The organism is Weissella oryzae SG25 (genome assembly GCF_000691805.2).
GTDB classification, from domain to species: domain Bacteria; phylum Bacillota; class Bacilli; order Lactobacillales; family Lactobacillaceae; genus Weissella; species Weissella oryzae.
Window position 1 is genome coordinate 59802 of the sequence record NZ_DF820493.1, and the last position, 17498, is coordinate 77299.

Below are 17498 nucleotides of genomic sequence, written 5' to 3' on the forward strand. Positions count from 1 at the left end.
ATCAGTTTAATTTTTTGCTTCATCCTCAAAGGGAATCAAAGCCAATCTAAGATCGATTTCAACTGCATTAGCATACTTAACTAATGATTTTAAACTGGGGAGGCCTTTATTTAATGATTCAATCCGCGCAATTGTTGATTGCGGCACGTTTGCTCGCTTTGCAACCTCAGCTTGGGTCAAACCTAGGTCAATCCTTCTAACCACTAATTCCGTCAAAGCATCAACAATCAACATCGTTTCGGGATTTGCATTTGATCGGTAATCAGCGGTTATTTCATTCCACGTTCGTGCCATTTTCCCTACCTTACAGTAAAAGTGATAACTGTTAATTATAGCGGTGCTGTTTAGTGTAAAACGCCATGATGATTCCATGTGCGACTGATACATTTAGCGAACGGACTGAACCAGACTGCGGTAAATAAATCATCCGATCTGCTGCTTTGATAATATCATCCGCTAGCCCTAGCTGCTCCTCACCAAAGACAAATGCTGATTTCTCCGGAAATTCAACATCAAAAACATTTTCAGGATTGTATTCTGGTATATTATCGACTGCAAAAATTGTGTATCCTTCGCCATGCAATTCATCAAAAACTGTTTGAAAATCCGTAATTACATGGTGCTCGATATGTTCATAGTGATGTGCACCAACAGCCCCACGGGTGTCATATTTTTTGACTCCCTCCTTACTATCAACCACCGTTCGATTTTCAGAATTAAGGAATATCACCTTACGACCAGAAAAAGCGTTTGTATTTCGAATTGCCGTTCCCTTGTTAAAATCATGGGATAGATTTTGTAAAATTGTTACTAATTTACCACGACGCCCGTCCAAAGCGGCCCGAATCTCATCATTTTCAAAGGACTTAAATTCATCTGTTACATTACGATAGTCGTTACTTCTTGATAGGTCAATATCAGCCATTAATTATTCATCTCCTCTTATAGCGTAATAAACATCCAAAGCGCAATTATAACTGTTAATAACAGTTCAATCACAATAATCCATTCATTTTTAGTTAACCGTTGCAGCTTTCCACCCGTTAGTTTAACCTTTGGTAAATCACGAGAGCTAATCAAAACTAGCAATGCGGTCATAATTAAAATTAATTGTGCAAAGAAACCGTACCAACGCATCATGTCGGATGGCAAGTTAATGAATAAAATTAAATTTGCACAAGCAGCTAAGAATACACTGAAAGCAAAAACAGTTATCGGCATTTTAGATCCTCACAAATCGCCAAAATACTAGTAAAACTCTAGCTGTAAGCATAGCGGAAAAAACGTTTAACTTCAAGTTAGAAAATAAGCTTTAAACCAACTAGCTTACTTTATCAATTTATTAAATGAGCGGAAATTCCACATTTTAGCCAAAGTTAGGTATAATAGAGTTATTCAAAATACTGCGGGCTAGAGTAATTAGATAATTGTTAATTAAGACTAACGCGCTATTTGACCACCTATCATTACGCGCATGATAGGTGGTTTTTTATGGTGTCTGCATCCTTGATTACTACGTGCAAAACTGTGAACCACGTTAAAAGCTATTAGGAGGTCATTATGAATAAGTTTTGTCAAAGTTGCGCAATGCCACTATCAACTACAAATCAAGGAACAGATGCAGACGGAACACTGAGCACTGTATATTGCAACCTTTGCTACCAAAAAGGCGCATTTACAAATCCGAATATCACTTTTAATGAGATGGTTGCTCTCGGTAAAAAAGGAATTGATGAATCAGATTCAAACTTATTATCAAAGTTCTTCATGAAACTGTTTTATCCATCAATGCTGAAAAAAGCTGACCGGTTCAGCAAATAAGCAAATTGAGGTCTAATTTATTTAGACCTTTTTAATTGATACACCTTATAGTGCCATTTGAGTTGGCGGTTTTATTCATGAAATCCGGTGATTTTGATTGATTGTCTAGCTATAAACGTTGATATAACAACAAAAAAGGCTCTAGATGTTAATTTATCAACATCTAAAACCTTTGAAAATGGAGCCGAGGGGAGTTGAACCCCTGTCCTAACATCTCGTAACTAAAACATCTACGTTCGTAGTCTACCAATTTAAAATTCACTAGTTTGTACGCCGATAAACAAGGCTATCGCACTAGCTAGTCTGCTTGTCCTCTTCAAAGTGTCTCCAGACAAAAGGCCACTTTGCGCAAATCGCAAAATTTTAGACCAAGATTAAAGGGCGATTACCTTTAACTTTGGCAACACTTGCTGGTTTTTAAGCAGCGAAAGCGTAAGTTTTGTTTGAATTTTTTGCAGTTATTCTGTCTGAGTGGATTATAGGGCCACAACCCCTAAACGCAATTTTAGCACGAACAATGCCAGTCGATTCCGTAACGACCCCGTTAGTACCGTACTGAATAGTATAACTTATTTTTAACAATCATGCGAACTTTCTCCACCAATGAAATTACAGACAATTTAGCTGACGTATTTTTAAATAGTAAAGGCTAGTTAGCGTAATTACTCCACTAACTAGCCTTTTATAATTCACTTATTTTAGTAATTACTACTACTTAGCAGGTTCACTTTTGTGATTGAACTGCCGATTGTTCTCAATCAATTCTGGGTATTTATTGCTAGCGAGATGCCAAGTGACACCACGCTGAACAAATAAGGTTGCTCCCAAATAGATCAAAGCAGTAGTTCCGCTGCTAGTCCATAATCGATCAATTCCCAGATGTGCAGTAACCGTTAAAATCCACAAAACTAGGGTTATCCAGTTACCTTGGCGCATGATTAAACCATCATCATTAATCCAAAAATGAGTTGATAACGCTCTAAGAAAGCCAAAAACAATAACATTAACTAACGATAGTGCAAAAAACCAATAAAACCCCTGATTAAACGTCAAATGCTTCACTTGGAGAAATTCATAGACCCCAATAATCATGATAATAATGAATGTTCGACTTTTAAAAGTTAAAATTTGGGCAGTTAACTGACGTCGTACCATCCATAATAGAAATAATAAACCCAAAAATAAATTAGCTAGGCTAACATTATTCAAATTCATAAAAATTACTCTTCTCTAGGTAGATTTAAAAACTTCGTAATTATACACTCGTTTTACTACTAACGAAAGTTCTTACTTAAATTGACTAATATCAGAATTTAGCAAGCTACCTAGCTGATACAACTTCCCTTAATGCTTTGGTCGCCAAAAAGACTGCATATCCTTTTTACCCTCAATTTGCCAATCAATCATCTTAGCCAAGAGTTGATAATCAACTTGTTCATCAGCACCAATCCGCATTAATTTCGGCGTCTGATGATACCCAGACTGGTCAATTTCATGGGCAAAATGATCAAACTCGTCTTCTAATGAAACCGTCAGCCAATTTTTCGCACAATCAAAACCAATAATAAAAACACCATGGTCAAGGAATTATGCCATTCGCCATTTAAAGGCATCTTCAAGTTGTGGATAGCTCTTATTAATCCAAGTAAATATTTCACTCAAATGTGCTTGATTTTTAGGATTTTCAATTGCAGCTAGCCAATCCATTATACGTTGGTCTTTCATTCTTCATCACTTTCTTTTATAAGCCAGTTCATAAGTGCCTGTATTATTTCGCTAGTCACGATTAAAGTGCATTATAAAATACGTTTTGTCATCATGACGTTCAATTGTAATTTCACCAGCATGTTGATTAACAATTGACTTAACCATTGCTAACCCGATTCCATGTAGTCCACCTCGGCCTTTATAAAAACGCTCAAATAAATGTGGCAACTCAGTTGGATCAATTGCTGCACCATCATTGGCCACTGACAGCGTAATTTCTTTTTTTGTTTGCTGTAAAGTTACCTCAATTGTTGTATCAGCATATCTCAGAGCATTTGATAGAAGATTACTTAGAGCTCGATACATCGCTTTATAATTAATTGGCAGCTTAACTACACGATTAGGAACCTTGAAAGCCAATTTCAAAGCTCCCTTCTCTGCAATTGGTTGTTGTTCCATAACTGCATCTTTAACTAATTCACGTAAGTCAGTCATGACCATTTTTTGCTCATGGCTTAAATCAGCTAGTCGCGAACTTGCCAAAAGATCCTCGACTAATTCGCTCATGTGATCAGTTTCGGTCATGATAACCTTCGCCGCCATTTTAGGCTCCATTACATCATAGGCAATACCTTCGGCGTAACTTTTAACTGCCATGAGTGGCGTGCGCAGTTCATGAGAAGCATTTTGAAAAAAAGTTCGTTGATTTTGTTCACTATTTTTTAATTCGCTAGCCGTCGTGTTCATAGCGGTTGCCAAGGTTGCTAACTCTTGGCTATCAAAATTTTCATCTAGAGGGGTAAAATCACCCTTACCAATTCGGCTAGCAAATTGTGCCAAGTCAGACAAAGGCTTAACAATTCTACCAGTAATTAACGTCACTGCTAAGGAAAGCAAAAGAATTACCACACCAGCAACTGAAATCAAAATAAAGTTGACCATTCTTGAAAAGTTAGTGATTCCCGAAATATCAAGATATACAATCAGGGTCTCATTATTAGTAGTTTTACTTGATTCAAGATAAAAAGTCCGGTTATTAACTACAAAACGATAATTATGCAAATGATTCAAATTAACATTATCCGTCTCAAGAGCGTCAGCAATTTGCTTTGAAATTGTTTGGTCCAATTTTGAAGTTCCCGTCGGAGTCGTAACTGTATTGTCTTGCTTAATCGTAAATGATGAGGGATGTGTATTAAAAATTCCACGTGGCGCATTATCTACAACATTTTGATTTGGCTGGGCTTCCGTTGTGCTAGTATCTGCGTAATTAACCACCGTTAAAAGTTGCTCGGTCGTTGTACTCTTAATATAAGTATCCATGACCACATTAAAAGCGCCGATTACAATCGCAAACGCTAATAGCACGAAACCAATATTGACCATTAGCATTCGTGCTTTAAGGCTTTGAATTCTTCTCTTAGGCATAATTCCCTCGCTTCATTAAATTAAGCTTTACTATGCTTCTCTTCCTCAAATTCAATGCGTCTAAAAATTGCTTTTACGCGCATTACTAACTCCATTGGACTGAAAGGCTTTGTAAAGTAATCGTCTGATCCCAAATCTAACCCAGTCGCATAATCTAAATCACTATCGCGAGCTGTTAGCATAATAATTGGTACTGTTGATTGTTCACGTAAAGCCCGTAATATTGTAAAGCCATTTGAGCCAGGCATCATCACATCTAAAATCACAAAATCACTAGGTTCGACTTTAAATTGTTCTAACAGGGCATCCCCAGTTGCAAAGTCCATAACTTCAAAGTCAGCCTTTTCCAAAAAGGCTTTAATTGCTAAGCGAATATTGTCTTCATCATCTGCAATATAAATTTTCTTAGTCATTATTTTCTCCCTCATTAATCAAATCAAGTAATTCATGGATTAAGTACATCCGCTCATCAAGTTCATGAATTTGGCCAGCTGAATTTTGTAATTCTTCAGCAAGTGGCGCTGGCATTTCACCCCGATACTTATACCGAGCTTTATGCTCCAAGGTTGCCCAAAAATCCATTGCCTGTGTTCTCAATTGAATTTCAACTCGTCGCCGTTGGTTATTAAAGAGACTGCCTAATTGCACCTCAACAATCAAATGATAACTTCGATAACCACTTGGTTTAGGGTTAGTCACATAGTCCTTTTCGCTAATAACTGTAAAATCAGGCTGGTTTTTAATCACTTCTGCAATTTCATAGATATTTTTAGCGTATGAGCTAATAATCCGAATCCCAGCAATGTCAGATAATTCTGCTTGCGCTGCATCAGCGGTAACTGGTAAGCCTTTTTTCATTAACTTACCCGCAATTGATTCTGGCGCCTTGATTCGCGCCTTAATATGTTCAATGGGATTAATTGTTTCGTAAGCATTATAATAAGCATTAATATTATCAAGTTGTGTTTTAACAACCGCCAAGGCACTCTCATACTGGACCATATCACGTTTCAAGCGTTCAAATTCTTCCGGTTTGAAACGTGCATTTAAGTATTCTTTTTCCATATTATCCTATCTCTTAACTACTTCATTTTATTCATATTGCCAGAGAAAACTTAAAATAAATTGTAATTCTAGCTTTTATCGCAACCAATCAATCGGCTTTTGTCCATGCGTTTGTAAAAACTGATTAGTTTTTGAAAAAGGCTGTGAGCCCCAAAAGCCACGATATACCGACAAAGGCGATGGATGCGCCGATTTTACAATTAGATGTTTATGTTGATTAATTAACCGTGCTTTATCTTGAGCTTGTCGCCCCCATAAGATAAAGACTTTTGGTCTATCATCATCTGATGCAGCTTCAATAATCGCATCTGTTAACGGCTCCCATATCCTGCCACGATGAATATTGGGTTTAGAGTCTTCAACCGTTAGAACCGTATTCAAAAGCAAGACTCCCTCCTCGGCCCAAGGAGTCAAATCATGATGATTACGCTCCTGTCCTAAATCACTGGCTAATTCAGTCAAAATATTGCGTAAAGAAGGTGGCGCGATCATTGTGTCTGGAACTGAAAAAGCCAGTCCTTGGGCTTGACCAGCCTGATGATACGGATCTTGGCCGACAATTATCACCTTCGTATCAGCTAAGGCTGTGATTTCAATTGCTTTAAATATATTTTGTTCCGCTGGATAAACTATTTTCTGACTATGATAAAGTTGATTAATAAACTCCACCAATTTTTCAAAATACGTTGCGTCTAATTTTGCACGCAAAGGACCTGTCCAGTCTAACTTTTCCATGATTACCCCTTAACTCATGCTCGTCTGACCATGATACTTTTATCTATTATACTAAAAAAAGCGTCCACATGTTTTGCGGGCGCTTTAGTATTTTAATAGCCATAATCTTACAAATTACGTGAAAGAGTGTTGTTTACTATGTTTTTGTGAACTGTCATATTTTTAGCTGAGATATATGATTCTGATACGCCATACACGGTTAATCAGATCTGAAGGAGAAGTATTTCGTTTCACAGAATCAATATACTGTACGCTTGTCTAAAGACAATTCTTAATTTGTAAGTGCTATAAAATTACACTTATTATTGTAAGCGCTTTCTACAAATTTGTAAACAACTTTTAAAAATAAAAAGCTCTTAGTAAGTTAAACTACCTACTAAGAGCTTAAAATTTATTTAGCGTATTCAACTGAACGTGATTCGCGAATAACTGTAACCTTAATATGACCTGGATAATCAAGATCATGTTCGATTTGATTCTTAATATCACGTGCAATTACTGTTGTTTCCAAATCAGAAACAGCTGCTGGTTCAACAATCACGCGTACTTCACGTCCGGCCTGAATTGCAAACGACTTTTCGACCCCACTAAATCCATTAGCAATAGTTTCAAGTTGTTGTAGCCGTTGTACGTAATTTTCTAGTGACTCTGAACGTGCTCCTGGTCGAGCTGCTGAAATCGAATCAGCTGCTGCAACCAAGACAGCGATTACTGACTCAGGTTCAACATCACCATGGTGCGATGCAATTGTATTGATGATAACAGGTCGCTCGCCGTACTTAGTAGCCAATTCGACACCAAGTTCAACGTGCGAGCCATCAACTTCATGGTCAATCGCCTTTCCAATATCGTGTAATAATCCTGCGCGCTTAGCAAGCGTAACATCTTCGCCCAACTCGGCAGCCAACATGCCAGTGAGTTTTGCGACTTCGATTGAGTGAACTAACACATTTTGACCGTAGCTAGTTCGATAGTTCATACGACCAACGGTTTTGATTAAGTCCGGATGCAAATTATGAATGCCCAAGTCAAAGACTGTCTGTTCACCGACTTCACGAATATGCTCATCCATCTCTTTACGAGCCTTCTCAACCATCTCTTCGATACGAGCAGGATGAATCCGTCCATCAGCAATCAATTTTTCCAAGGCGTTCTTAGCAATTTCACGTCGGACTGGATCAAATCCACTCAACACCACGGCCTCTGGCGTATCATCGATAATCAAATCGATTCCAGTAACCGTTTCAATCGCTCGAATATTTCGACCTTCACGGCCGATAATTCGTCCCTTCATATCATCGTTAGGTAAAGTAACAACAGACACGGTTGTTTCAGCAACCATATCAGCTGCAGATCGTTGAATTGCTTGCACAACAAGGTTCTTTGCACGCTTTTCCGCCTCTGCACTAGCTTGCTCTTCGCTCTCTTTAATTAGAACCGCACGCTCCTTTAACAAGGCATCGCGCGTTTCTGTCAAAACTAGCTCACGGGCCTCGTCATGTGACATACTTGCCACCTTAACCAAGGTTTCTTCCCGTTCAGCAACTAACTTTTCCGCATGTTTTTGTTGATCAGTAACGCTTTGCCGTTGCTGATCTAGCTTCACTTCTTTTGCGGAAATAACTTCTTCACGCTTTTGAAGCGAAGCATCTTTTCGATCTAAAACAGACTCACGACTTACCAAGCGCTCTTCAGAGGCTTTCACCTCACTACGGCGTTCTTGTAATTCACGCTCAATGCGATCTTGGTAACGTTGGCTTTCGTCACGCGCCTCAACCAAAGCAGTTTTTTTACTGTTTTCGGCATCTAATGCAGCTTGACTCGTGATATCTGAAGCAGTTTGGTGGGCACGCTCCAAAGCATGGTTTGTGCGGACTTTCGTCACAAGTGCGCCAAGCACCCCACCGATTACGATTGCGACAAGCGACAGCAGAATCACAAATGAAATATCCATCATTTTGCTCCTGTCATTCTCATGTCATCATGAAATGTATTTTATAAATTTTGCGCTTATTAACACAAATTTTATTTTAGGCTTAAAGTATAGTCCTGTCAACTTATACACAGGCTTAAGAACATATAAAAATGCCGTTAAATCGGCTTTTGCTCCGTCTAACGACATATATTACTTTTATTAATTTTTAAATTATTTTTTCGCAGTTAATCGCCAAAAAATTGTAATGATTAAGCGCACGATTACAGCAACAATTGGCGCAATAAAGAACCAATTGACTAATAAGATACCCACGCCAGCCGCTAAAATTAACAGCACTAGGTTTAATACCGCTACCCGATACATAACAGTTCGATCAGCACGTAACAATTGATCACTGGCATCCCATAAACTAGGTAAATCTTCAATTGCCCAGATTTTAATATCTGGCTTTTGTGGTGCATCCCCAACCCCAATTACCAAAGCATTTGGTAAATCACCGGTGGTTTCTTGGTTAGTAATTAAAATTGTATTCTCAACAGCTAACAATTCTTGATACTTAGCAAGCTTATCTGCCGGTGCCATATTGGCTTCCGCCTCAACCACAGAGTTCATAATCTGGGTAACTTCTTCAACTGAACCACGTGTATCCGCCGAAATTACATGCAGTTGCATTCCACGTGCCAAGAAAAATTTATCCAAAGTCATAATTGAATAGTTAGCTGGTGCATGAAAGGCCACTACCCCAATTACCCGCTCACCTTCAATTACATAACTCACTGAATTACCCAAGGCGTTAATCTGACCAAAATGGCGTTCATTAATATCATAACGTCCTTTGGCGTAAGTCGCTGATACGAAAGCAAATCGCTGATTATTAATAACTCCTCTTACACCAATTTCTGGTAGGTACTCGGGCTCAGAAACTTGGCTGGCAAAAACTCCCTTAGCATCCGCATAAGCCTTAATTGCAATCGCTAGGGGCGACCGATAATCATAATTTCTTTTATCACTAACTAGACCTGTAGCAATTCCTAAAATATCAAAATCGGAATAACGGTCATCATAACTTTGTACGGTTCGAATTAACACACCTGGTGAGGTTAAAAGACCCGATTTTTCAATGACCACATTTTTTACCTTACGTAAGTCGGTAATTAAATCTTGATCATCCTTTAAAACAACGCCTTTACGGGCAAGCCCATTAAAGACCCATTGGCGGTATGCCCCTGCTGTTTGAGCAGTCCAAGCCGGATCAACAATTAAACCAGTGGCAATTGCAATTGTTACACCCGTAATCCAGTTAGTTGTTAAGCCAAAAAATATTAGTGCATAAAGGCAAAACAACATAATTATGTAGTTCCACCGTTGCAAAGAATGCGTTTGTGCGGAAGTGATTTTAATCTGTCCCAATTGGCTTTGCATAATCCCCAAGGTAATCGCTAATACAAAGATTCCTAGAAGGTAAAGTGGCAAGGTCATCGTTACCAAAATAAATTGGCGCATTGGCTGAACTAACAACAAGTAGCCGACTGCCAATAACCAAGCAAATTGTAACACTAAACTTGCAATTAAACTTGTACCGCCCAAAACTGAGCGTTGTACCCGAACCGCCTTATATAATTCATAGTCAAAATACAAATTCAGTATGAAAGCTAAAGCAAAGACTAGATACTTTGTATTTGGCCAAGGAAGTTGAATTAAAGGAGCTTGGTTTAACAATAATGGCAAAACTAAGGCTGCACCAATCGCTAAAATAATAGCAATAACTGCCGTCCAGATAAATTTAATTTGACCTATTCGTTTCATAATTGTGCTCCTCTGGTTCCAACCAGTTTTAATTATTACAAGCATACCAAAAAAAATAGTATTCCCCAAATCAAGCCCGCCGTCAGGGGCAAAACTTTATTTAATTGTTGGCACTAAGCTTGTTTGAATTGCTTGCGCCCATTCTTTAACTAAGGGAATTGCATTTGCTTGATATGCTAACCCTAATGGCATTTTAAAATCAGGAAACGCTTGGAAGCTAAATTGATTGGCAGCTAATTGACTAGCAAAGTTCTTTATATAGATGCCTGGTAAAATTGCTGTGCCAGTACCACCCATAACAACTTTTGCCGCAGTTATAAAATTAGGTACCTCAATTAAACTGACGCGTAACTGCCCTTTCTCAGCTAAGTAGCGATCAATAATTTTTTGATAATTAGTTATGCTTGGTAGGGTAACTAATTCAAAAAGTCGTGCATCTCTCACCGTATGGTCTAAAAACCACTTTTGCGCAGCAACAAAATAAACTTGGTCATCAATTAACTTTAATTGAGCCAACTTTTGATTCGTTTCAACTGGCATCCCAATAAAAATATCCAGTTCACCAGCTAACAATTTATTTTGTGCATGTCTTGTTGTTAATTCTTCAACAATAATCTGTAAGCCCGCATAATTAGTCCGTAAATCTGCAACCACTTTAGGTAGCAGTAATTCACCTAGGGCCTCATTCATGCCAATTCGTAAAACTTGCTTAGCCCTGCTATTTAACTGCTGCATACGTAGTGTAAAGTTGTGTGCTTGTTGATCAGCCTCAATTAGATACGCTAAATATTGTTCACCAGCGTAAGTTAAGGTTAATGGTTGATGTGTCCGTTGCAAAATTTCATTACCCAACTGTTCTTCAGCCTGCCGGATTGAACGGGTAATATAAGGCTGCGTAAGATATAAACGTGCTGCTACAACTGATAAATTTCCAACCTCTTTTACTAAGGTCAGTACTTGGCGCATCTGTCCTTGATCCATCAGCTAAACCTCCTGTTTCAGATAGCATAATTATATAACTAATTCGGAATTTCACATATTTTGCGATAAAGTGCACAATATGATTGTTAAATTAATTTAAAAGGACTATGACAATGACCGAACATAATTTTTTAAAGGCTTACACTTTCAAAAGTGGCGTAACCGTTAGTAATCGAATCGTAATGGCGCCCTTGACCCAAACAATGGGTAATCAAGATGAAACCGTCTCACCAGCTGAATTAGCCTGGTATCGCCTTCATTCCGGCGACGCTGGCATGATTATTACTGGTTCTTCACATGTTTCAGCACTTGGAAAAGGTTTTGAAGGTGAGTTTGGCGCTTATGATGACCGTTTTATCCCCAGCCTTCGTGATGCAGCGGCCGCAATCAAGAGCCGTGGTTCAAAGGCCATCTTGCAAATTTTTGATGCTGGCCGAATTTCATCAACTAAAATTCTTCGTGGTCGTTCAATTGTAAGTGCCTCAGCCAATCGTGCACCTCGCGATGGCTATGAAACTCCTCGTGCACTTGATGCACAAGAAGTTTTAGAGACCATCAAAAACTTTGGTGAAGCAACGCGTCGGGCAATCGAAGCTGGATGGGACGGTGTTGAAATTCATGGCGCCAATACTTACCTAATTCAACAATTCTTTTCACCTAACTCAAACCAACGTGATGATGAGTGGGGTGGTAATCTAGAAAACCGGATGCGCTTCCCACTAGCTGTAATTGCAGAAGTACAATCAGTCATCGCAGCTAAGGCTGACCGTCCCTTTATCATGGGTTACCGAATTTCACCTGAAGAGGTTGAAGAGCCTGGCATCACCTTAGAAGACACTTTTGCTTTGGTCGAAAAGTTAAAAGCACTACCCCTTGATTATCTAAGTATTTCGCTTGGCTATGCTTGGCGGACCTCTTTGCTTAACCAGGCTGATCAAGAAACCATTCTAAGTAAGTTTGTTAAACAAGTTGGCGATGCGATGCCACTTTTCATTGCTGGTCAAATTGTAACTCCTGCCGATGCAGACCGGGCTTTAGCAGATGGGGCCACTTTCGCTGTTATGGGCTTGGAAATGATTCGTGAACCTAATTGGGTGCGTAAGGTGATTGCCAATGATGAGCAAAGTATTCGCTATGAATTTTCACTAGCTGATGCTGAGTTGTTGGTATTCAGTCACCCTTCCTACGCTTCTTATTAGTTGGCTTCCGTAAAGCTTTACGTATCTCAACTGACCCTAAAGAACAGGCTGACTATTCAAAAACAATGGCACCCTATGAAACAACTAAACGCAGTAAAACATATTTAGGAAATGACTAATTAAACTGCCAAAAAGCTCATTACCTATAAAGGGCGCATAATCGTTAGATTTTGATCTAGCAATTATGCGTCCTTTCGTTTTAAATAAAAAAGGACTATACATAAATGTATAGTCCTTGCTGATTGCGGGTGTAGGATTTGAACCTACGACCTTCGGGTTATGGGCCCGACGAGCTACCAGACTGCTCCAACCCGCGATAATAAAGAAAAGGAGATAGAGGGATTCGAACCCCCGCGCCGGTTTCCCGACCTGACGGTTTTCAAGACCGTTCCCTTCAGCCAGACTTGGGTATATCTCCATTAGTTTTTCGTAACCAACAAAACTAATAATACAGTTTTATTGATTACTTGTCAACATCAATAATTGCTAACATAAATAATTATATTAATCGGTAAGTAACTAGCTACTAACCCGTTCGTAAACTTCTCATACTAGCCCAAAAGAAAAACTCCTAACGTAGGTCAGCTAGGAGTCAACTTTATGCGGGCGGTGGGAGTCGAACCCACACGGTATTGCTACCACAGGATCCTTAATCCTGCGCGTCTACCAATTCCGCCACGTCCGCTAAATGTCTTAACAACACGTCTATTATCTTATCAAATTTATTTAACTTTGACAATCAGCTTTTTTATTAAAAAAACCAGCTAGACACATTACTGTAAGCCTAACTGGTTTAATTTATACTTTGCGCCTAATCTTTAGGCTTAATCATTGATAGACCAATCCGACCACGTTGTGGGTCAATTTCGGTAACCCATACAGTTACAATATCACCAACTGCTACCAGTTGCTGTGGATCCAGTTTTTGGCGGTTACGTCCGGCCTTCTTTTCAAACGGCATTTTTGAGATGTGTACCAACCCATCTTCATGCACACCAATATCAACAAAGGCGCCAAAGTCTACAACATTGCGTACTGTTCCTTGTAATTGCATCCCCAACTTCAAATCAGCAATTGTTAGTACATCTGACCGCAAAATCACTTCTGGCGCAGCATCCCGTAAATCACGGCCCGGATTATTTAGTGATTGCACAATATCCGTTAGCGTTGGCAAACCAATGCCAAATTCAGCTGCTTTTTGAGCTGTTACTAATTGATTCAATGCCTTCACATCACCCTGCACTTCTGCCAACAAGGCCTTAGCAATTGGATAAGACTCTGGGTGAATATCCGTGTTGTCTAACGGATTTTTACCGTCTGGAATTCGCAAAAAGCCAGCGGCTTGTTCAAAAGCCTTTGGTCCCAATTTTGCAACCTTTTTTAATTCCACCCGTGAGTCAAACTGGCCGTGTTCATCTCGATAAGCCACAATATTAGCCGCAGTAGTCTTCGTTAATCCAGCAATATGTGTCAATAACTGTGGTGAAGCTGTGTTTAGATTAACGCCAACTTGATTTACCGCTGTTTCAAGTACAGCATCTAACTCCGTGCTCAATTCCTTTACTGGTAAATCGTGTTGATATTGTCCTACACCAACAGCCTGCGGATCAATTTTAATCAATTCAGCCATTGGATCTTGTAGCCGGCGGGCAATTGAAATTGCTGAACGTTGTTCCACCTGAAGTTCTGGAAATTCAGCCCGTGCTAAATCAGATGCCGAATAAACTGATGCACCAGATTCATTGACAACTGCATAATTTAACTTTGGTAAATCATGCTGAATAATGTCAGCGATAAACTGTTGTGATTCACGCGAAGCGGTTCCATTACCAATTGCTACCAAGGTAACTTGATATTTATTGACCAAATCAATAATCGTTTGGCGGGCTGCCTTAGGATCATATTTTTGAGCCTTATGTGGATAAATTGTTGCCTTAGCTAAAAACTTACCGTTCGGGTCAACAACTGCTAACTTTGACCCAGTACGAATACCTGGGTCAAAGCCTAAGACCACACGGCCACGTAAAGGTGCCGCCATTAGCAAATGATACAGGTTTTTACCAAAAACCTTGATTGCATCAACTTCGGCGCGTTCTAGTAACTCCTTGCGGAGCTCCCGTTCAATGGCGGGACCAATAAAACGTTTATAAGCATCTTTAGCTGCCGCTAATAAAATATCAGCCGCTTGGCCAGTCTTAACACCAACAAGCCGCATCTTAAGGTAGCGTAAAATAGCATCACTATCTACATCAATACTACCTGTAAGGACCGCTTCTTTTTCGCCACGATTAATCGCCAAGACTTGGTGATTAGCTACATTCTTAATCGTTTGACTGAAGTCATAATATAATTGAAAAATTGCTTGTGGATCTTTATCCGCACTCGCCCGCTTTTGCTTAGCAATTAAGCGTCCGTTATTACGTGTAAATTTACGGACCCAATCCCTTAGCCCAGCATTTTCACCAATTACTTCTGCAAAAATCTCATGGACGCCTGCTAAAGCATCTTCAACTGTATTAATATCTGTCTCAGGCTTAAGATATTTCTCAGCCTCAGCCTCAATTCCACTTGCTGGAAAACGTTGAATAAAGTTTGCCAAGCCCATTAAACCAGCTTCTTTAGCGATCGTAGCTTTAGTCCGCCGTTTTTGTTTGTAGGGTAAATATAAATCCTCAACAGTTTGTAAATCACTAGCTGCAATTAAGCCCTGCATTAAACTTGGTGTAACTGCATTTTGCTCGACAATTGCTCGATAGACGGTTTGTTTACGTGCTTCTAGTTCATTCAATCGTTTGGTTACCAGTTGAATATCACGAATCTGTACTTCATCTAAGTTTCCAGTTGCCTCTTTACGATAACGCGCAATAAAAGGCACTGTATTTCCATCAGCTAGCATTGTACTAGTAGCTTCAACTGACTTAAATGGCAAAGTCAATTCAGCCGCAACTGTTTTTACGACATCAATCACTAAATCTTGATTGATTTCCACCATAATTTAAACTCCTGTACTCATTAAACGTTGCACTTGCCCATAAAACTTTGATATTAATGCATCTTGATCAGCTTCTGATTGATTAAAAGCTGACATATCAACGGTTTGGTCCTTTACATCCAAAGCAGCTGCCATCATTTCTGTAGCTGCGGTATACTGTGTAAAAACTTTAGTCAAACTGGCATGGCTACCCAACAAACGTGCTGGCGCCTTTAAGGCAGCCATTTGCTGACTAGTTGTTTGGTAAAGCTCAACTACATCATCGAATTCAGCTGCGATTTCTTTAAATTCAGCTGCAGGCATTTCACTAAGACTATCTGCCTTAATCGCTGCATCAAGCTTTTCAAAGAAAGGTGCAACGTGCTCTCCTGCTTTCTCTGTCTCCTGAACTAGGCCAGTTAGTTGTTGTAGATATTGTTGCATTGATAAAAACTTTGATTTAACCATTTGTTATATTCCTCATTAATAAAATTTGTCCAATTAGTATTATACATTAAGCGATAAATACAAAGTAAAAAGCCAACCAAAATTAGGCTGGCTTTAATTTTTAAGATTAATTATTCTGCGCTTGTATCAAGCAAGGCATACTTACCATCGCGACGCTTATAAACAACTTCGGTCAAACCGCTCTCAGCATCTTCAAAGATAAAGAAATTGTGACCTAGCAATTCCATTTGCAAAACTGCTTCCTCAGCATCCATTGGCTTTAACGCAATATGCTTGGTCCGGACAATTTCCAAATTATCCTCATCTTCTGCTGGTGAGTCATCTTCTAACTCAGGGAAAACAGCACTCTCAATTCCCTTGTAGCCCTTCTCACGTGACTTACGGTTGACCTTTGTCTTATGCTTCCGAATTTGACGTTGCAACTTATCAAGTACAAAGTCAATTGCTTGATACAAATCTGTTTGTGTATCGTCGGCACGCAACAAAAGGTAAGGTAATTGGATTGTTACCTCGATTTTAAATGTCCGCTCCTTATATGAACGTACATTTACTCGTGCGATGTAGTTAGCATCGTCGTTCAAATAACGCTCCAAGCGTGACAAACGCTTTACGATATAATCATTGATTGCATCAGTGATTTCAATGTTTTCTCCGCGTACCTTAAATTCTAGCATAATACTCTCTCCTGTCATTTTTTTACCGGGCTACTACAAATAACATAATACCGCCGGCTTTCAAAAGTACTATCTGCTTCCTTTTGTAACTATATTATAAGGCAAATTCGCTTCTCTTGAAAGCCTTTTCAACTATTTTCAAAGAAACTAACGCGCTAAAGTTACTGTGTAGATAGTCTTTGCTCCTGCTAAATCTAATAATTTAGCAGCATGATGTAAAGTGGTTCCCGTTGTGTAAACATCGTCAACTAGGCAAACTTTCTTGCCACTAAGTTGTTTCTTTACTCTTTCTACTATAAAAAAAGGTTGTGAACTTTTTAGTCTCTCGATGCGACTTTTTTGTACTTGTGTTTGTTTATCTGCTTTACATAGCAGATACTCATGCAATTCAAGGTCAGCTAACAAACCAATTACTTGATTAAAACCTCTTTGCAAATAGGTGTTTGCACTTATTGGAATTGGAATAATCAAATCAGCGCCAATGGTCTGAACTACGGTCTGCAGCTCATTTTTAAAAACTTGATTCAAATGATACCCACCTTGAAACTTATAGTATTGAAAATATTGGCGCATTGTTTCATTGTACTGGTATAAGGCATGATTTATAAATAACTGTCTACCCTTCTTTTGCCAAATTAAACAGTCATGACAGACTTGCCGTTCTGCCATTAATTGACCCCTACAAAATTCACAAAATGGTGGTGTGA

General features: G+C 39.1%; 17 protein-coding genes, 3 tRNA genes, 1 other RNA gene and 1 pseudogene. 2 read left to right on the plus strand and 20 right to left on the minus strand.

From position 1 onward, the window contains the following. Positions 1–6: 6 nt before the first annotated feature. The 3 genes from TT13_RS07810 to TT13_RS07820 are packed head-to-tail and all read right to left on the minus strand — an operon-like array spanning position 7 to position 1221. A complete protein-coding gene (locus TT13_RS07810) occupies positions 7–294 on the minus strand; it encodes a helix-turn-helix domain-containing protein (RefSeq protein WP_052348592.1) in 288 nt (95 codons plus the stop codon). Positions 295–325: 31 nt separating this feature from the next. Then, positions 326–925: a TrmH family RNA methyltransferase gene (locus tag TT13_RS07815; RefSeq protein ID WP_027699467.1), complete on the minus strand. Its 600-nt coding sequence runs from the start codon at positions 923–925 to the stop codon at positions 326–328. A gap of 17 nt (positions 926–942) precedes the next feature. Then, entirely contained in the window at positions 943–1221 is a 279-nt protein-coding gene (locus TT13_RS07820) for a hypothetical protein (RefSeq protein WP_027699468.1), read from the minus strand. A 339-nt stretch (positions 1222–1560) separates the two neighbouring features. On the opposite strand from TT13_RS07820, the gene TT13_RS07825 reads away from it, so the two are divergent. Beyond that, positions 1561–1821 carry a zinc ribbon domain-containing protein gene (locus TT13_RS07825; protein WP_027699469.1) on the plus strand — a complete coding sequence of 87 codons (261 nt, stop codon included), beginning with the start codon at positions 1561–1563 and terminating at the stop codon, positions 1819–1821. 176 nt (positions 1822–1997) lie between these two features. Here the strand turns inward: TT13_RS07825 and ssrA are convergent. From ssrA to TT13_RS07870, 10 genes are all read right to left on the minus strand, one after another. Then, positions 1998–2364, minus strand: a transfer-messenger RNA (tmRNA) gene (gene ssrA, locus TT13_RS07830). 168 nt (positions 2365–2532) lie between these two features. Continuing rightward, positions 2533–3036, minus strand: a complete 504-nt coding sequence (locus TT13_RS07835; protein WP_027699470.1) for a hypothetical protein — start codon at positions 3034–3036, stop codon at positions 2533–2535. Between the two features lie 372 nt (positions 3037–3408). Further along, positions 3409–3546: a hypothetical protein gene (locus TT13_RS11330; protein ID WP_190279647.1), complete on the minus strand. Its 138-nt coding sequence runs from the start codon at positions 3544–3546 to the stop codon at positions 3409–3411. A gap of 51 nt (positions 3547–3597) precedes the next feature. Then, the gene (locus TT13_RS07840) at positions 3598–4956 is read right to left on the minus strand and encodes a sensor histidine kinase (protein ID WP_027699471.1); all 1359 of its coding nucleotides are present in this window, start codon (positions 4954–4956) and stop codon (positions 3598–3600) included. Positions 4957–4976: 20 nt separating this feature from the next. Further along, positions 4977–5369 (minus strand): response regulator transcription factor, encoded by a 393-nt coding sequence (locus tag TT13_RS07845; RefSeq protein ID WP_082816210.1) that lies wholly within the window; start codon positions 5367–5369, stop codon positions 4977–4979. Further along, a complete protein-coding gene (locus TT13_RS07850; protein ID WP_027699472.1) occupies positions 5362–6021 on the minus strand; it encodes a GTP pyrophosphokinase in 660 nt (219 codons plus the stop codon). The genes TT13_RS07845 and TT13_RS07850 overlap by 8 nt, the downstream gene beginning before the upstream one ends. 75 nt (positions 6022–6096) lie before the next feature. Continuing rightward, on the minus strand, positions 6097–6756 hold the full coding sequence (locus TT13_RS07855; protein ID WP_027699473.1) for a uracil-DNA glycosylase: 660 nt from the start codon (positions 6754–6756) through the stop codon (positions 6097–6099). A gap of 391 nt (positions 6757–7147) precedes the next feature. After that, complete coding sequence (gene rny, locus TT13_RS07860; protein ID WP_027699474.1) at positions 7148–8710, minus strand: ribonuclease Y; 1563 nt, start codon at positions 8708–8710, stop codon at positions 7148–7150. Between the two features lie 192 nt (positions 8711–8902). After that, entirely contained in the window at positions 8903–10498 is a 1596-nt protein-coding gene (locus TT13_RS07865; RefSeq protein ID WP_027699475.1) for an HAD family hydrolase, read from the minus strand. Between the two features lie 96 nt (positions 10499–10594). Further along, positions 10595–11479, minus strand: coding sequence for a LysR family transcriptional regulator (locus TT13_RS07870; protein ID WP_027699476.1), 885 nt, complete (start codon positions 11477–11479; stop codon positions 10595–10597). 113 nt (positions 11480–11592) lie between these two features. Between TT13_RS07870 and TT13_RS07875 the strand changes: the two are divergent. Beyond that, positions 11593–12797: pseudogene (locus tag TT13_RS07875) on the plus strand (NADH-dependent flavin oxidoreductase). A gap of 123 nt (positions 12798–12920) precedes the next feature. Here TT13_RS07875 and TT13_RS07880 read toward each other — a convergent pair. The 7 genes from TT13_RS07880 to TT13_RS07910 all read right to left on the minus strand — a co-directional run bounded on the left by TT13_RS07880 (position 12921) and on the right by TT13_RS07910 (position 17460). After that, positions 12921–12994 (minus strand) — tRNA-Met (locus TT13_RS07880). A gap of 12 nt (positions 12995–13006) precedes the next feature. Next, positions 13007–13096, minus strand: a tRNA-Ser gene (locus TT13_RS07885). 183 nt (positions 13097–13279) lie between these two features. After that, positions 13280–13363: transfer RNA gene (locus TT13_RS07890), tRNA-Leu, on the minus strand. A 126-nt stretch (positions 13364–13489) separates the two neighbouring features. Beyond that, positions 13490–15670: a Tex family protein gene (locus TT13_RS07895; RefSeq protein WP_045476986.1), complete on the minus strand. Its 2181-nt coding sequence runs from the start codon at positions 15668–15670 to the stop codon at positions 13490–13492. 3 nt (positions 15671–15673) lie between these two features. Continuing rightward, positions 15674–16117 (minus strand): hypothetical protein, encoded by a 444-nt coding sequence (locus tag TT13_RS07900; RefSeq protein ID WP_027699478.1) that lies wholly within the window; start codon positions 16115–16117, stop codon positions 15674–15676. A gap of 110 nt (positions 16118–16227) precedes the next feature. Further along, positions 16228–16791: a ribosome hibernation-promoting factor, HPF/YfiA family gene (hpf, locus tag TT13_RS07905; RefSeq protein WP_027699479.1), complete on the minus strand. Its 564-nt coding sequence runs from the start codon at positions 16789–16791 to the stop codon at positions 16228–16230. 147 nt (positions 16792–16938) lie between these two features. Then, positions 16939–17460, minus strand: coding sequence for a ComF family protein (locus TT13_RS07910; protein WP_052348593.1), 522 nt, complete (start codon positions 17458–17460; stop codon positions 16939–16941). Positions 17461–17498 lie beyond the last annotated feature (38 nt).

Coding starts and splice junctions, on each gene's coding strand:
- TT13_RS07810 (WP_052348592.1), bottom strand. CDS start 294: ATGGCACGAACGTGGAATGAAATAACCGCTGATTACCGATCAAATGCA.
- TT13_RS07815 (WP_027699467.1), bottom strand. CDS start 925: ATGGCTGATATTGACCTATCAAGAAGTAACGACTATCGTAATGTAACA.
- TT13_RS07820 (WP_027699468.1), bottom strand. CDS start 1,221: ATGCCGATAACTGTTTTTGCTTTCAGTGTATTCTTAGCTGCTTGTGCA.
- TT13_RS07825 (WP_027699469.1), top strand. CDS start 1,561: ATGAATAAGTTTTGTCAAAGTTGCGCAATGCCACTATCAACTACAAAT.
- TT13_RS07835 (WP_027699470.1), bottom strand. CDS start 3,036: ATGAATTTGAATAATGTTAGCCTAGCTAATTTATTTTTGGGTTTATTA.
- TT13_RS11330 (WP_190279647.1), bottom strand. CDS start 3,546: ATGAAAGACCAACGTATAATGGATTGGCTAGCTGCAATTGAAAATCCT.
- TT13_RS07840 (WP_027699471.1), bottom strand. CDS start 4,956: ATGCCTAAGAGAAGAATTCAAAGCCTTAAAGCACGAATGCTAATGGTC.
- TT13_RS07845 (WP_082816210.1), bottom strand. CDS start 5,369: ATGACTAAGAAAATTTATATTGCAGATGATGAAGACAATATTCGCTTA.
- TT13_RS07850 (WP_027699472.1), bottom strand. CDS start 6,021: ATGGAAAAAGAATACTTAAATGCACGTTTCAAACCGGAAGAATTTGAA.
- TT13_RS07855 (WP_027699473.1), bottom strand. CDS start 6,756: ATGGAAAAGTTAGACTGGACAGGTCCTTTGCGTGCAAAATTAGACGCA.
- rny (WP_027699474.1), bottom strand. CDS start 8,710: ATGGATATTTCATTTGTGATTCTGCTGTCGCTTGTCGCAATCGTAATC.
- TT13_RS07865 (WP_027699475.1), bottom strand. CDS start 10,498: ATGAAACGAATAGGTCAAATTAAATTTATCTGGACGGCAGTTATTGCT.
- TT13_RS07870 (WP_027699476.1), bottom strand. CDS start 11,479: ATGGATCAAGGACAGATGCGCCAAGTACTGACCTTAGTAAAAGAGGTT.
- TT13_RS07895 (WP_045476986.1), bottom strand. CDS start 15,670: ATGGTGGAAATCAATCAAGATTTAGTGATTGATGTCGTAAAAACAGTT.
- TT13_RS07900 (WP_027699478.1), bottom strand. CDS start 16,117: ATGGTTAAATCAAAGTTTTTATCAATGCAACAATATCTACAACAACTA.
- hpf (WP_027699479.1), bottom strand. CDS start 16,791: ATGCTAGAATTTAAGGTACGCGGAGAAAACATTGAAATCACTGATGCA.
- TT13_RS07910 (WP_052348593.1), bottom strand. CDS start 17,460: ATGGCAGAACGGCAAGTCTGTCATGACTGTTTAATTTGGCAAAAGAAG.